General features: G+C 28.8%; 14 protein-coding genes. 13 read left to right on the top strand and 1 reads right to left on the bottom strand.

All coding sequences use genetic code 11. The features are described from left to right. Nucleotides 1–3 precede the first annotated feature (3 nt). The 8 genes from TY07_RS10635 to TY07_RS10670 all read left to right on the top strand — a co-directional run bounded on the left by TY07_RS10635 (nt 4) and on the right by TY07_RS10670 (nt 9,592). Nucleotides 4–1,473, top strand: coding sequence for a glutamate synthase subunit beta (locus TY07_RS10635; RefSeq protein ID WP_042399372.1), 1,470 nt, complete (start codon nt 4–6; stop codon nt 1,471–1,473). Nucleotides 1,474–1,678: 205 nt separating this feature from the next. Next, complete coding sequence (locus TY07_RS10640; protein ID WP_042399374.1) at nt 1,679–1,945, top strand: cobalamin biosynthesis protein; 267 nt, start codon at nt 1,679–1,681, stop codon at nt 1,943–1,945. Nucleotides 1,946–2,100: 155 nt separating this feature from the next. After that, the gene (locus TY07_RS10645) at nt 2,101–2,424 is read left to right on the top strand and encodes a thioredoxin family protein (protein ID WP_052330697.1); all 324 of its coding nucleotides are present in this window, start codon (nt 2,101–2,103) and stop codon (nt 2,422–2,424) included. Nucleotides 2,425–2,639: 215 nt separating this feature from the next. After that, entirely contained in the window at nt 2,640–3,932 is a 1,293-nt protein-coding gene (locus tag TY07_RS10650) for an MBL fold metallo-hydrolase (RefSeq protein ID WP_042399377.1), read from the top strand. A gap of 506 nt (nt 3,933–4,438) precedes the next feature. After that, on the top strand, nt 4,439–5,110 hold the full coding sequence (locus TY07_RS10655; RefSeq protein WP_042399380.1) for a DUF969 domain-containing protein: 672 nt from the start codon (nt 4,439–4,441) through the stop codon (nt 5,108–5,110). A 21-nt stretch (nt 5,111–5,131) separates the two neighbouring features. Then, the gene (locus TY07_RS10660) at nt 5,132–6,061 is read left to right on the top strand and encodes a DUF979 domain-containing protein (RefSeq protein ID WP_042399382.1); all 930 of its coding nucleotides are present in this window, start codon (nt 5,132–5,134) and stop codon (nt 6,059–6,061) included. Nucleotides 6,062–6,249: 188 nt separating this feature from the next. Next, the gene (pcp, locus tag TY07_RS10665) at nt 6,250–6,891 is read left to right on the top strand and encodes a pyroglutamyl-peptidase I (protein WP_042399386.1); all 642 of its coding nucleotides are present in this window, start codon (nt 6,250–6,252) and stop codon (nt 6,889–6,891) included. Between the two features lie 388 nt (nt 6,892–7,279). Continuing rightward, on the top strand, nt 7,280–9,592 hold the full coding sequence (locus TY07_RS10670) for a cation-translocating P-type ATPase (RefSeq protein ID WP_042399389.1): 2,313 nt from the start codon (nt 7,280–7,282) through the stop codon (nt 9,590–9,592). 50 nt (nt 9,593–9,642) lie between these two features. On the opposite strand, the gene TY07_RS10675 is transcribed toward TY07_RS10670, so the two are convergent. Beyond that, nucleotides 9,643–10,314, bottom strand: a complete 672-nt coding sequence (locus TY07_RS10675) for a cyclic nucleotide-binding domain-containing protein (RefSeq protein ID WP_042399393.1) — start codon at nt 10,312–10,314, stop codon at nt 9,643–9,645. A 363-nt stretch (nt 10,315–10,677) separates the two neighbouring features. Between TY07_RS10675 and TY07_RS10680 the strand changes: the two genes are divergently transcribed. The 5 genes from TY07_RS10680 (at nt 10,678) to TY07_RS10700 (ending at nt 16,169) form a co-directional block, all read left to right on the top strand. Beyond that, entirely contained in the window at nt 10,678–11,736 is a 1,059-nt protein-coding gene (locus TY07_RS10680; protein WP_042399396.1) for a BMP family lipoprotein, read from the top strand. A gap of 110 nt (nt 11,737–11,846) precedes the next feature. Beyond that, entirely contained in the window at nt 11,847–13,355 is a 1,509-nt protein-coding gene (locus TY07_RS10685) for an ABC transporter ATP-binding protein (RefSeq protein ID WP_042399399.1), read from the top strand. Further along, nucleotides 13,345–14,442 carry an ABC transporter permease gene (locus tag TY07_RS10690; protein WP_042399402.1) on the top strand — a complete coding sequence of 366 codons (1,098 nt, stop codon included), beginning with the start codon at nt 13,345–13,347 and terminating at the stop codon, nt 14,440–14,442. Before TY07_RS10685 ends, TY07_RS10690 begins: the two co-directional genes overlap by 11 nt. Before the next feature lie 2 nt (nt 14,443–14,444). Then, on the top strand, nt 14,445–15,362 hold the full coding sequence (locus TY07_RS10695; protein WP_042399405.1) for an ABC transporter permease: 918 nt from the start codon (nt 14,445–14,447) through the stop codon (nt 15,360–15,362). A gap of 9 nt (nt 15,363–15,371) precedes the next feature. Beyond that, complete coding sequence (locus tag TY07_RS10700; RefSeq protein WP_042399408.1) at nt 15,372–16,169, top strand: metallophosphoesterase family protein; 798 nt, start codon at nt 15,372–15,374, stop codon at nt 16,167–16,169. Nucleotides 16,170–16,353: the final 184 nt, after the last annotated feature.

Consider the following 16,353-nt stretch of genomic DNA (forward strand, 5'->3'; position numbering starts at 1 on the left):
ATCATGGGAAAAGCAACAGGTTTTATGGAGTTTAATAGAAAAAATTGTAGCAGAGAGGATGCACTCAATAGAGTGAATCATTGGAATGAATTTGATACACCTCTTACAGAAGAGGAAAGAAGAAAACAAGGGGCAAGATGTATGGATTGTGGAGTTCCATTTTGCCAGTCAGGTGTTATGTTAAATAATATGGCAACAGGATGTCCACTTCATAATCTTATTCCAGAATGGAATAACTTTGTATATCTAGGAAAATGGGAACTAGGATTAGAAAGGCTTTTAAAAACAAGTAATTTTCCAGAGTTTACATCAAGGGTATGTCCAGCATTATGCGAAAATGCATGTACTTGTGGATTACATGGAGATGCTGTAACTGTTAAAGCTAATGAAAAGTATCTTATTGAAAAAGGATTTAGCGAAGGGTTAATTAAAGCAAATCCACCAGAAGTAAGAACAGGCAAAAAGGTTGCAATAATAGGTTCAGGACCATCAGGACTTGCAGCTGCAGATTTTTTAAATAAGTTAGGACATAGTGTTACTGTATATGAAAGAGAAGATCATGTTGGTGGCCTTATGATGTATGGTATACCAAATATGAAGCTTGAGAAAACTGTTATAGAAAGAAGAGCTGAGATTCTTAAAGAAGAGGGAATAATTTTTAAAACTTGCGTTAATGTTGGGGTTGATGTAAAGTACAGCGAATTAGATAAAGAATATGATGCAGTAGTAGTTACTATAGGAGCATCTAATCCAAGAGATTTAAAAGCTCCGGGAAGAGAACTTAATGGAATTCATTTTGCAGTAAAATATTTAACTAACAATACTAAGAGAATAATTAACTCCCAGTTTAATAAAGGTACTGATATTTTAGCAACTAATAAGGATGTAATAGTAATTGGTGGTGGAGATACTGGAACAGACTGTGTTGGAACAGCTCTTAGACAAGGATGTAAATCTGTAAATCAATTTGAAATTATGGGAGAGCCACCAAAGACTAGATCTGCAAATAATCCTTGGCCAGAATATGCAAAGGTATTAAAAGTTGATTACGGCCAAGAAGAGTATATTGCAAAGTTTGGGCATGATCCAAGAAGATATTTAACGAGCGTTAAAGAGTTTTATGGAGATGAAAATGGAAATGTCAAATCTCTAAAAACTGTTGATGTACAATGGGTTAAGGGAGAAGACGGTAGAATGAATCTTAAAGAAATAGAAGGTTCTGAAAAGATTTGGAATGCCGATTTAGTTTTAATAGCTATGGGATTCACAGGAGTTGAAGATTATATAGCTAATGATTTAGGGTTAGAACTAAATAAAAGAGGCAATATTGCTGCCAATGATATAGATTATAGAACATCTAAAGAGAAAGTTTTCGTTGCTGGAGATGCAAGAAGAGGACCATCATTGGTTGTATGGGGAATTGCTGAAGGAAGAAATGCAGCATTAGCTGTTGATAAGTATTTAATGAAATAAGAGTTAAAAGTAGAGTTATCTTTAATGATTAATAAATCAATTAAAGATAACTCTTTTTATATAAATTAAAAGTTAGAGAATAATAACTAAATAAGGATTGATGATAGGAGAGATTAAAAACCTATTTGTAAATGTTATAAATTTATAAATTATGGTATAATTATCAATGAGAATATAAATTTTTGAGATGACATTTGGAGGATATATGGAAAACATATTAACTGAAATTGAAAGAGAAAATAATATTAGAGAAATTTTTTTAAGCATGTTTAAGGAAGAGGGGATTTCACAAGAAGATTTAGAAAATGCAATATGTGAATCTTATCGTGAACAAGGTATAGAATGCGATACTGTAAAAGATATTCCTATTAAGGAAATGGAAGAGGCTATAACAGAATGTTGTGAAGCTGCAGGATTAGCATTTGAAACATTTGATGATATTTTAGAATATTTTTATAAAAATAATAAATAATTAAATAAGTAGCTAGCACTTGAATATTCAGGTACTAGCTATATTTTTGTATATAATTTACTTATAAAAGTTAAGCTAAAAGAAGCAATATATTATTAACTATAATTTATTAACATGAATTACTTAAATTATAGTTATTGAAATGAGGGATAATTTTGAATAGGATATCAAGTGAAGATGAGGTTTTGAGATTAATTAATGATAATGAAATGGTAGTAGTTTATTTTACGGGGAGAGATTGTGGTGCATGTGAAGCGATAAAATTTAAGATTGAAAGTATTTTAAGAACATTACCAAATATAAAGGCTGTAGAGATAGATGGAGAAAAAAATGTAGAGCTAGCAGCAAAGTATGGAGTATTTTCTTTACCTATATTTCTACTATATATTGAAGGAAAGGAGACTTTAAGAATTGGTAGAAATGTTGATTTATTAGAGCTTGAAAGAAATATTAAAAGATATTATGAAATGATATTTTAGAAAGTGTATATTGTATTTACGTATTAAAATAGATACTGTAAAAATGAATTATAATTTTAAGTAAAAGATAAGAGAATTTTTCTACAGTTTATAAAAATATAATAGGATTAGTGAATATAGAGAGGGAGTTTATAAAGAATGGAAAATACGTTATTATAGAGTTATAAATTTACTAATGATGAAAATATTTAAGATACGAGGAGTTGTTTATAAATATGCTAAAAGATAAAAAAACAAAAATTACATTTCATAGTGGAGTCTTAACAATAGGTGGAACTATTATAGAAATTGCATATGAAGATAGTCATATATTCTTTGATTTTGGAAGTGAATTTAATCCAGCGGCAAAGGTTCAGCCTAGTGATTTACAAGGATTATTAGATAATAAATTAGTACCATATTTAGATAATATATTTGATCCAAAGATACCATTAAAGGGGTATAAATCAAAAGAAAACAAGTTCAATGATACGGCTGTATTTTTATCTCATATTCATTTAGATCATTCGAAAATTGTAAATTATTTAAACTCTGAAATACCATTGTATACATTAGAAGGTACAAAATCATTATTAAATACATTGAATATTAATAATGATTTTATTTTTCCTTTATATGAAAAAGGGCAAACGAATACAAGAGAAGTAATTGGTGTTGAAGAAAATGAAATTATTAATGTTGGTAAAATTAAAGTTAAAGTAATGCCAGTTGATCATGATGCATATGGGGCATGTGGGCTATTAATTGAAACGCCAGATTTAAAGATAGCATACTCAGGTGATATAAGATTACATGGGTATAGAGAAAATGATACTATTAATTTCTGTAAAGAAAGTAAAAATTGTGATGTTCTATTAATTGAAGGGGTAAGTGTTTCATTTCAAGATTTTGGAGAAAAATTAAGAGAAAATGAAGCTGAAAATGAGGAAGAGCTTATAGAAAAAATAAACGAAGTTGTTAAAAGTAATCCTGATAAACAGCTTACATTTAATTATTATATTGCTAATGTGGAAAGAATATTAAATATAATTAAAACTAACCCAAGAGTTGTTGTGTTAGATGCATATTTTTCATATGTAGTTAAAGAAGCTACAGGAATAGCAACTTATTATTATCAATTAGATAATAAAGATTATGGCTTAGATGAAAACTTAAGAGTTGATTTTAAAGAATTAATAAATGATGAAAGTAAATATTTTTGGCAGTTAGATACACTTGCATTAAAATATATAGATAAATTAAAGAAAAAAGGGATTTATATACATTCAGATGCATCTCCATTAGGAGATTTTGACCCTAGATTTGCACCATTTGTGAAACAATTTGAAGATAATGATATTGAATTTAAGATGATGTCATGTAGTGGTCATGCTAGGCCTTATGATTTAGTAAAAATAATTAATTTAATTACTCCAAAGTTGTTAATTCCAATTCATTCATATCATCCAGAAAAACTTTATAATGAGAATGGAGATGTGCTATTACCTAAAAAGGGTCAAATAATATAATATTTGATATATAAATAGAATATATTTAAACAAAAGTATTTATGAGAGGAAGAGAAGTATATTTAATGCTATATTATTTATATTACTTTTATTATTAATTTTGGGACTTTTAGTGTATATATTAGAAATAATTAAATAGATAATAAAAGTATCTAAACTTATAGGTAGGTATGAAAGAGAAAATGAATTTGATATTAAAGAGATTGCTAAAGTTAGCAATCTCTTTAATATTATGAAGAAATATACATACAATTATGAATAATTATGAATAATTATGAATAATATTGAATAATTATTCGGAGATGATTAGCTTATATATATAACCTAAATTAGCCAAATATATAGATGCAATTATTTATAATGCTATATATTAACACTTTGTTAATTAAATCGGTATTAAATTAAACAATTAGCATAAAAGAATAAAAAAAATACAGAAAATTGTAGACAAATGTATAAAAAAGAAGTATAAATATAATATAAGAAATAGTGGAGGGATGATTTAAATGGTGCTAATAGGAATTTTGATGGTAATAGTAGGTTTTGCATTAAAACTTGATAGTATTGCTGTAATAATAATATCAGCATTGGCTACAGGGTTTGCAGCAAACATGGATATAACTGAAATACTATCAATACTTGGTAATACATTTGTTAATCAAAGATTAATAACAATTTTCATATTAACTTTACCTGTAATAGGAATATCAGAAAGATACGGATTAAAAGAAAAGGCAGTTGCATTAATTAAACAAGTAAAAAATCTTTCAACAGGAAAGCTTTTAACACTTTATTGTTTAATAAGACAAATTGCAGGAGCTATGTCATTAAGAATAAGTGGACATCCTCAATTTGTTAGACCATTAATAAATCCAATGGCTCAAGGTGCAGCAATAAGTAAGTATGGAAAGATAGATGAAAAAACAGAAGCTAAAATAAAAGCTGCAGCAGCATCTATGGACAACTATGGTAACTTCTATGGACAAAACCTTTTCCTAGCAAGTTCAGGAGTTTTATTAATTGCTAATACATTAAGTGATTTAGGATATGCAACATCAGGGTTAGATATTGCAAAAGCATCAATACCTGTAGCAATAATTGCATTTGGATTAGTTGTAATTCAAAACATTTTACTGGACAAGAGATTAGAAAGAGAGTTTGGAAAAAAGAATAAATAGTTAACAAAGGAGAAGACGCATATGGATTTTGCAGCAATTTCTAATATGTTATTAGAAATATTCTATATAATAATTGGAATTATGATGTTAAATACAGCAGTATTAACATTAAGAGATAAAAATCATAAGGCAAAAATAGGGACATCTCTATTTTGGGCATTATTAGGAATAATATTTATATTTGGACCGTACATACCATCAGTAGTTGTTGGTGGAATATTAGTAGTTATAGCAGTACTTACTTTAACTAAGCAAGTTAAACCAGGAACTGTTAAAGCATTAGATGAAAAATTTGGAGAAGAACAAGCAAAGAAATTAGGTTTAAAGGTATTTGTACCATCATTAGTTATAGCTTTAGCGGCTTTAGGGATTGCACAATTTACAGCAATTTCAGGAACAGCAGCTATAGGTGTTGCAGCTGTTATTGCAGCAATAGTAACATTTGTTATTACAAAAGCAAAACCAAGAGTATTAGTTGAAGAATCAGATAGAATGCTTCAATCAGTAGGTGCAGTAAGTATATTACCACAATTATTAGCAGCACTTGGTGCATTATTTACAGCAGCAGGAGTTGGAGATGTAATTTCTTCAGGAATATCAGGTATATTACCTCAAGGAAATATATTCATAGGGGTTACTGCTTACTGTGTAGGTATGGCATTATTCACAATGATTATGGGAAATGCTTTTGCAGCATTTTCAGTAATAACAGTTGGTATAGGTATACCATTTGTATTTGCACAGGGTGCTAATGTGGCTATAGCAGGAGCTTTAGCTTTAACAGCTGGTTACTGTGGTACATTATTAACACCAATGGCAGCTAACTTTAATATTATGCCAGCAGCTTTACTTGAAATTGAGGATAAAAATGCAATAATCAAGCAACAAGCTCCTGTAGCATTAATTTTATTAGCTATTCATATTTTATTAATGTACTTCTTAGCATTTTAATTTAATGAATAATTGTATATAATGTTATTATAAATGAAACTGAGCATCTTAGGATGTTGAGTAAATTCAATTAGATAAATTATAATTAAAAATTTTATTTATGAGATATTTTCTTTAAATGTTTTGATTAAAGGAAATATCTCATATTTGCCAAAAAGACAAAATGTAAAATGAGGGAGAAGATGAAAATGAAGGTATTAATAACAGGATTTGATCCATTTGGTGGAGAAAGTATAAATCCAGCTTTAGAAGCTGTTAAATTATTACCAGAAAATATTAGTGGAGCAGAAGTAATTAAGTTAGAAATTCCAACTGTTTTTAGAAAATCATTAGCTAAAATAGAAGAAGCTATAGAAAAACATAATCCAGATATAGTTATTTCTATAGGTCAAGCTGGTGGAAGATTTGGAGTTACACCAGAAAGAGTTGCAATTAATATTGATGATGCAAGAATAGAAGATAATGAAGGTAATCAACCATTAGATATAGCTATATACGAAGATGGAGAACCAGCATACTTTTCTAACTTACCAATAAAGGCTATGGTTAAGGAAATTAAAGATGGTGGACTTCCAGCATCAGTTTCAAATACAGCAGGTACTTTTGTATGTAATCACGTTATGTATGGTTTATTATACTTAGTTGATAAAAAATATCCTAACATGAAAGCTGGATTTATTCATGTTCCATATATACCTGCACAAGTAGTAGATAAACCAGAAAAGCCATCAATGAGTATTGTTGATATTAGTAAGGCATTAGAATTATCAATAAAGGCAGCAGTTGAAAATGATAATGATATCAAAGCTGTTGGAGGAACAATTTGTTAATTAATTTATCTGTTTTTAAATTAATAGAAAATAGATAATATTTAGCAAATAGCCAATTTATTTATAAAATATAAATTGTAAATTGTTTATAATATTAAATGGGTTTTAAAGCGATGGAGCTTTTATTCTTAGGGATAAAGGCTCCATTTTTTGTTTTATAGTAAAAGAAAAGATACTGAATTAATTTAATTGATGCAGTATTTTTATAACTCAAAATATGGAAGAGATATATAATTTAAAAACTATATTATAGAAAAATTTTAAAATTTAACATAGATTTTACATTATATAGATATAATAAGTGTTATTATAAGTAAAAATATAGATACATATTGAAAAGGTACTATAAAAATAATTACTAGAAGAATTGATATGGAGTGTGGTTAATGTGGGAGAACAGCAAACTATATTAGGATTAACACAAGAGGAAGTATTAGATAGAAAAGAAAAAGGAAAAATAAACATTGTTGAAGAAAAAACTGTAAAATCTAATTGGGAGATTATTTCAGGTAATGTATTTACATTATTCAATTTATATAATTTTCTTATTGCTATTGCTTTAATGTCAGTTGGTGCATATTCTAATTTAGCATTTATGCTGATAATTATATTGAATATATGTATTGGTAGTTTTCAAGAGATACATGCTAAAAACTTGGTAGCAAAGTTATCTGTACTAACAGTATCAAAGGTTGATGTAATAAGAGAAGGAAGAGAAATTAGTATAGATGTCGATGAAGTAGTTTTAGATGACATAACTATATTAAATATGGGAAATCAAATTTGTTCAGATTCAGTTGTTATTGATGGGAAAATAGAAGTAAATGAATCTTTACTTACTGGAGAGTCAGACACAATTATAAAGTTACCAGGAGATAAATTATTTTCAGGGAGTTATGTTGTTAGTGGAAAATGCTATGCGAAAGTTGAGAAAGTAGGAAAAGATAATTTAGCAGCCGAAATTACATTAAAGAGTAAAAAACATAAGAAGATAAATTCAGAATTATTAAGCTCAATGAGAAAGGTAACAAAACTTACTAGTTTAATCATAATACCTGTAGGAGCATTGTTATTTATAGAGGCTTATTTTGTTAGAAATCAACTAATTAAAAGTTCTGTAATATCAACATCAGCAGCATTATTGGGAATGCTACCAAAAGGACTAGTTTTATTAATTAGTATATCCCTTGCAACAGGTGTAATAAAACTTGCGAAGAAAAAGGTATTAGTACAAGACTTATATAGTGTAGAGACATTAGCTCATGTAGATACATTATGTCTTGATAAGACTGGTACTATTACAGAAGGAAAAATGAAAGTTTCTAATGTTGTAAAATTTAATGAGGAAATAATGCCAATTTCATTAAAACAGGCCTTAAGTGCTTTTGTTAATGAAATTGGAGATAATAATGGAACTTTTCAAGCATTAAAAGATTACTTTAAAGAAAGTGATACATTTGAAATTGAGTATAAGAATACATTTTCATCTGAAAGAAAGTGGAGTTCTATTTCATTTAAAGACATAGGATCTATAATAGTTGGAGCACCTGAAAAATTAATATTAAAGAGCAACTTTACAATGGATGAAAGTTTGGTAGAAGCACAAAAGCAAGGTAAAAGAGTATTACTCGTAGGATACTCTAAAGAGGTAGTAGAAGATGTATTACCTGATATAGATATAATTGCTTCTATAGAATTGTCTGATCCATTAAGGAAAAATGCAAAAGAAATGCTTGGATTTTTTAAGGGGGAAGTCGTAACAGTAAAAGTAATTTCAGGTGATAATCCATTGACTGTTTCTAGTATAGCTAAGCAAGCAGGATTAGAAGATTATGAATCATACATAGACTTATCTACTATAAAAAATGACGATGAAATAATGGAAATAGTTGATAAGTATAGTATATTTGCTAGGGTTTCTCCAAATCAAAAAAGTTTATTAGTTCAAGCTCTACAAGCAAAAGGACATACAGTTGCAATGACAGGGGATGGAGTAAATGATGTTATTGCATTAAGACAAGCTGATTGTAGCATAACTCTTCCAGAAGCTAGTGATGTAGCTAAGCAAGTATCACAAATAGTACTTTTAAATTCTGACTTTAGTGTTTTAAAAGATGTATTAATGGAAGGAAGAAGAGTTGTAAATAATATTACTAACGTTGCTACAATATTTTTCATAAAAACATTATATTCTGTAATGTTATCAATATTGAATATTATAACTTGTACAGCGTTTCCATTTATGCCAATACAAATTACATTAATAGATCTTGCTATTGAAGGATATACATCATTCTTTTTATCATTTGAACCAAATGGAAAGCAAATAAAAGAAAAATTTTTAAAGAGTGTATTAAAGAATTCATTGCCATATGCTATAGTGATAATAATAAATATCATAATTTTATATTTAATAGCTCCAGCTTTAAATATAAAATTATATGAAATGACTACGATTATGTATTACATGATTGGATTAACAAGTATTTTAGCTGTAATAAGAGTGTGTAGACCATTTAATAAATTGCGTTTATTTTTATGTACAACAACAGCAATAGGATTTTTTGTAGCAGCAATTTTATTTAGAAGTATATTACATTTGAGCAATTTAGGAACACAGGAAATAATAGTATTTTTAGTAATGGCAATATTAAGTATAGTCGTAATATTAATAAAGAATTATTTAATGAGGGCTAAATAATATTCTATAACATAAAAAACTGTATTGATTTTATAATCAATACAGTTTTTTTAGGTTATAGAAGAATTTGAAGCAACTTTTTCTAAATAATCTCTATCTATTATCTTGTAATATTTTCCGTTTTTAAAAAGTTTATTTGTACTACAAAATGAATTAATGATTCTCAACAAATGTCTATAGCTTGCACATAAAAGCTCGGCGCATTCTGTTAGATTATAAGAGAAGATTCCATCTTTCTCAGTTTTTAAGATAAAAGATGCTAAACGGCTTTCTAATGATTCATAAAGATTGGTGCAAGTGTTATTATTCATATAACTAAGTCTTTCACCAAGATTTTGACAAATATATCTTAAGAATACTACATCATTTAAAAGAAGACTTCTATATTGCATAGATATGCCAATACAGTATGCCTTTGAACTAGCTTGAACTGAGGCAGTTGGAGGTTTGTCCCATAAACTGCAGGTTTCACCTATAATTTCAAAAGAATTAAAATGGGTTATAGACATTATTTTACCAGATGTGGAATGAGAGAAAACTTTTAATTTTCCACTTACTAAAAAATATAGATAATTAGAGCATTCTCCTTCGTTAATTAAGAAATCACCTTTATTTAAAGAAAAAAGTTCTAAGTAGTTATTAATATCTTGTGAAAATAATTTAGAAATACCAGTATTATTAATGTATTTATCTAGTAATACATTATCCGTAATCTTTATCATAAGTTCCTCCAAATAAATGAGTAAATTAATAATATTATTCGTATATTCGTGTCATTATTTTAACATAACAATAGACAGATAACAATAAGGTCTTAGGCTAAGAAAAATAAGGAAAAATCACTACTTGGTGAATAAATAAGCAAATATATGATTAATAAATATTAAGTAAAATGCTAAATATTTATTAAAAGAGTATTCAATATATATGTAGTTAAATAAAAATATTAAGGTAAAAAGCGAATGATGAATAAAAAAAATAAAATAATATACAGTTTTTTTTGGTCGAAATATGACATAAGTCATATTTTTTTATCACCATAATCATTATAATCAAGGTATAAATGAATTTTAGGAGATGAAATAATGAGAAAAATAATAACTTCTTTACTGCTTATTATGACTACACTTCTTTTTGCTGGATGTTCAAACTCTGGAAATAAGGAATCAGCAGGAAGCAAAGGTGATAATGGTGATTATTCAAATTTAAATATAGCTTTAATTTCTGATACAATCGGAACTGAAAAATTTATTCTTCAAGCATATGAAGCTTTAGAAGAAGCAAGTAAAACTTACGGATTTAAAATGACATCTATTGAATGTACTGATACTGCTGCATGGGAAGAAAATACACTTGCTGCATCTAACGAAGGGTACGATTTAATAATAGGTATTGGTTGGCAAGCAGCTGATCCATTTAGTGATGCTGCAGATAAATTCCCAAATACAAAATATGCTGTAATTGATACAACTGCATCTAATGGAAAAGTAACAAGCTTTGGATTTGATGAGGCACAAGGTTCATACGTTTTAGGGGTAATGGTTGGAACTGCTTTCCCTAATGAAAGCTTATATGGATATATTTCATCATTCCAAACACAAGCTACATATAAATACAGATATGGATTTGCAGAAGGTGTAAAATCTGTTAACCCAGATGCTAAATTCATGTACAACTACACTAATTCTTACAATGATACTAACTTAGCTTATGAATATGCTTTACAACAAAAAGCCGCAGGAGCAAACTTTATTTTTGGTGGGGTTTCTGCTAGTGCAAACTCTGGTATATACCAAGCTGCTCAAGAGTTAAGCAAAAAGGGTACACCAATATATACAACAGGATTAAGTGTAGACCAAACTACTTCTGAAAATGCAAGTATTATTAGCGGATTATTAAAGAATACAGGGGCTGTTGTAGATACTATAATTGAGAGATTCTTAGCAGATGAATTAAATGGTGGTTCACAAATTCTTGGATTAAAAGAAGGTGCATTTGGAGTTGTTGGTGTTTCTCCAGAAGAAATGAATTATAGAAATACTAAAATTATAACTGATGAAGTTATAGCAGCGGGTAAAGAAGCAGCAGAAAAAATTATTTCAGGGGAATTAATAATAGAAGTTCCTGAAGAAGCTGCAAACTAATTAGAATATAAAATTAGTACGTAGTACCAATTATATAAGGGGCATAAGCGATTTTAGCTTTGCCTCTTATTAATATTCTAGATTAATTTAGAAAAAGGAGTAACTTGGATATGCTTTTAGAAATGAGAAATATAGTCAAGACATATGGTAATGTAGTGGCTAACAACAAAGTTAATATAAACCTTAATAAGGGAGAAATACTTGCTGTTGTTGGAGAAAATGGTGCTGGAAAGTCTACTATAATGAAGATACTTTATGGATTGGAAAGACCTGATTCGGGAGAAATATTTATCAATGGAAATAAAATGAATTTTCATAATCCGTCAGACGCTATGCAAGAAGGAATTGGAATGGTACAGCAACATTTCATGCTTTTTGAGTCAATGACTGTTGCAGAAAATATTGTATATAAAAATGAAATGAAAAGAGGAGTATTCTTCGATTATAAAAAGAATATTAAAGTGGTAGAAGATCTGTCAAAGCGTTACATGTTACAAGTGGATCCAAGTGCTATTGTAGGGCAATGTCCAGTAGGGCTTCAACAACGTGTAGAAATATTAAAAACACTTTATCAAAATGCGGATGTCATTATTTTTGATGAGCCTTCAGCAGTACTTACACCTATTGAAGTAGATGAACTTTTAAAGACTATGAAGCAATTAGCTAAGTTAGGAAAAAGCTTAATAATTATAACTCATAAGCTTCATGAAGTTATGGAAGTTGCAGATAGGATTGTAGTAATGAGACTTGGAGAAGTTGTAGCTGAAAGATTAAAGAAGGATACAAGTGTTGAAGAGTTATCGTATTTAATGGTTGGAAGACAAATAGCTAATAGAGTAATTCCAGAAAAGGAAACAAAGGAACAACTTTTAGAAGTTAAGAACTTAATATTAAAGGGTGAACATGATAAAAATATCTTAAATAATGTTAACTTACATATTAAAAAAGGTGAGATAGTAGGTATTGCAGGTGTATCAGGAAATGGTCAATCTGAGCTAATTCGATGTATAACGGGTTTAGAAAAAGTTGATGGTGGTAATGTAATTATCAATAATAAAGATATTACAAATCATACTGTAATGAATATTAGAGAGTCTGGTATTGCGCATATTCCTGAAGATCGTTATATGTGGGGAAGTGCACCAGATGCAACATTAGCTGAAAATGCATTAATGGGATATGAAGATAATAAAGAATTTTCTAAAAAGGGAATTTTAAATATTAATAAAGTAACAAAGCATGCAACAGATTTGATTTATAAATTCCGTGTTAAGGCAGATTCACCTTCACAAAAAATAAAAGAACTTTCAGGTGGAAATGCACAAAAACTTATTGTTGCAAGAGAAATATCTATGGAAACACCACTTATTATTGCTTGTGAGCCTACAAGGGGAATTGATATAGGTGCAATAGAGTTTATTCATGATCAGCTTGTTGAAAAAAGAAATAAAGGAGATAGTGTATTATTAGTATCTTCAGAGTTAAGTGAAATTATGGATTTAAGTGATAGAATTTACGTTATTTATGAGGGTGAAATTGTTGGTGAATTTAAAAGAGGAAGTATTGATGAAAAAGAATTAGGTCTTTTAATGGTAGGAGGTAAGAATAATGAAAAGTAAAAATTCGTTATCTGGGAGTATTGCAAAGAGTAGACTTTCAAATATATTTGAACCATTAAAGCATCCTCTACAAGCTATTGTTGTTGGAATATTATTAGGTGGTGTAATTATTGCATTTTCTGGATTTAATCCTTTTGAAGCAATTATAGGAATGTTTAAAGGTGGATTTGGATCTGCTTATTATTTAACTACGACTTTAACACGTTCAGTTCCTATTATATTTGCTGGTCTTGCTGGTGCATTAGCTTGGGGATCAGGTTATTCAAGCTTAGGTGCTGCGGGTCAAATGGTTTTAGGGGCATTTACTTCAGCAGTTGTAGCTGTGATATGTCCAGGCCCACCAGCTTTTGTTGTTGCTATGTCTCTTATAAGTGGTGCAATAGTAGGTGTTTTATATTCACTTATTTCAGCTTATGTAAGTGAAAGATTTAAGTTAGATTTACTTATTATAACTCTTATGATGAATTATGTTGCTGATTATATAGCTTCTTATTTTACAACATATGTTGTAAAGGATCCGCTAGGTTTAGATTCTTCAGCAATTCAAACACAAAAGTTAACTGATAATATTTTACCTAAGATGTTTGAAGGATATTCATTACATTGGGGATTTGTAATTTCAGTTATTTGTGTATTATTTGTACTTTTTATAATGAAGAGAACAAGCTTTGGATATAAAGCAAAAATGGGTGGATTAAATTCTAACTTTGCAAACTATGGTGGTGTTAATAGTACTAAGATGATGTATTATGTATTAATGCTTAGTGGGGCATTAGCAGGACTTGGTGGTGCATGTGAAGTTTTAGGAACAAGATATCGTTATGTAGATAGTATGATTACATCGCCAGGTTATGCATGGACTGGTATTATAGCTTCATTAATGTCAAGCAACCACCCGGTTGGTATTTTAGTTAGTAGTATTTTCTTAGCTGGAATTACTACAGGCGGAAGTACTATTGAGCGTAGTATGGGAGTTCCATCAGAAGTAACAACAATTATTCAAGGAATTATTACTTTACTAATTACAGCGAGATTTGCTGTAAAGTGGTATAAAAAGAAAAGTGCAACAGGCAAGGAAGGAGTATAGTAATGGAGTTAAGTATAGATTATTTAGCAGTGGTAGCTAATTCGACTCTTCGTATGATGACACCTATTTTATTAGTGACTTTAGCTGCAGCTATATGTACTAAAGTACGTATTTTTAATATAGCAATGGAAGGAACAATGTTAACAGGAGCATTTTTCAGTATTGTTGCTAACTATTATACTCATAATGTATTTTTATCTGTTCTTGCTGGAGCAATTAGTGGAATGATAGTATCTGCTATTGTAGGATTTTGTATAATTAAATTAAAAGCATCCCCAGTTGTTGTTGGTATGGCAACAAATACTATGATGGGAGGAGTAACAACATATTTACTTTACATAATTTTCAAAACAAAAGGAGTATTTACTGATACTAGCTTAGTAAGCCTTCCCAAAATAGATTTACCTATTATTAAGGATATTCCTATATTAGGGACTATTTTTTCAGGATTAACAATTATTGATTATTTAGCATTTATATTAGCGATAGGAATGTATATTTTCTTATATAAAACGGTATTAGGATATAGATTACGTGCCGTTGGAATTAATAAAGAAGCTGCTAGAAGTCTTGGTACACCAGTAGAAAAATATCAATTCCTTACTATAAGTTTATCAGGTATATTATGTGGATTAGGTGGGGTTCTTCTTTCTATGGGAACTGTAACATTATTTATGCAAAACATGACTTCAGGGCGTGGATATATTGCTATGGCAGCTAATAACTTAGGTAAATCTCATCCAATAGGGGTACTTTTATCAAGTTTATTTTTTGGATTCTCACAAGCAGCTGGAAATGTACTTCAAAATACATCATTAAAAACACAAATTACTGCATCTATACCTTATGTAGCTACAATAGTCGCACTTATATTATTTAGTATACAAACTAAAAGAAATAAGAAAAAGAGAATTAAGTAGGTGTAGAATATGAAATTTTTACATTTATCAGATATTCATTTCTTAAGAGAGTATCCTAAGGCTGAAAAGGGGTATAATGCTATTTTTAATGATATGACAAGTCCTTTAATTCAGCTAAAAAAGGCTTTAATTATGGTAGATTTAAGTAAAATTGATTTTGTTATTATAACTGGTGATTTAGTAGAATCAGGAATGTATGAGGATTATTTTAGCTTAAAATGTGAATTAGAAAAGTTATTAGGTAATGTTCCTTATATACTTACATTAGGAAATCATGATAATAAGGCAGCTTTTTATAAGGGATGGTTTAATAAGGAGTGTAACGAGCCTTATAATACTGTTAATGAAATTGATAATCTTAGAATTATTAGTTTTGATAATTCAGTATATAAAAATAGTGATGGATTTATTTCAAATGAACAGTATAAGTGGTTAGAAAATCAATTAAAGGATAGTAGTAAAAAAGATACTATTTTAATACTTCACCATCATCTTATAAAAGATCAATTTACTACACCGTCGGTGGATATAGATGATAACTTTGAAAAGATAATAAGGGAAAGTTCATTAGTTGGAATTTTTGTTGGGCACACTCATCATCCTTTTAATGGGAGTTTTGCGGACAAACCATATTTTTCAACAGGTAGCCTTAGTTTTATAGGGCATGATGAGGGTAATGGAATAGTAAGGTTTGAGGAGAATGCTCAGTTTAGTATTTGTACATATGAAGATGGTAAAATATCAGTAGAAGTGATTTCAGCATCAAATGATAATAAATTATTAGGAATAGTTAATTTTAAAGAATAAATATAAAAGGTACCTATTTAGTTTTAGTGTTGTATTAAAGAAATAGATTACTATTGCTTTTAAAGTAAAAGTGAGTATTAACGAAATTTTTTCGATAATACTCACTTTTAATTCATATGGAAAAATAATGAATTAAAAGTGTGCACATGTTCAATTTTTGAATAGAATTTTTTAAATTTTTTAT

It is taken from the genome of Clostridium saudiense, assembly GCF_000577815.1.
Taxonomy (GTDB): Bacteria; Bacillota; Clostridia; order Clostridiales; family Clostridiaceae; genus Clostridium; species Clostridium saudiense.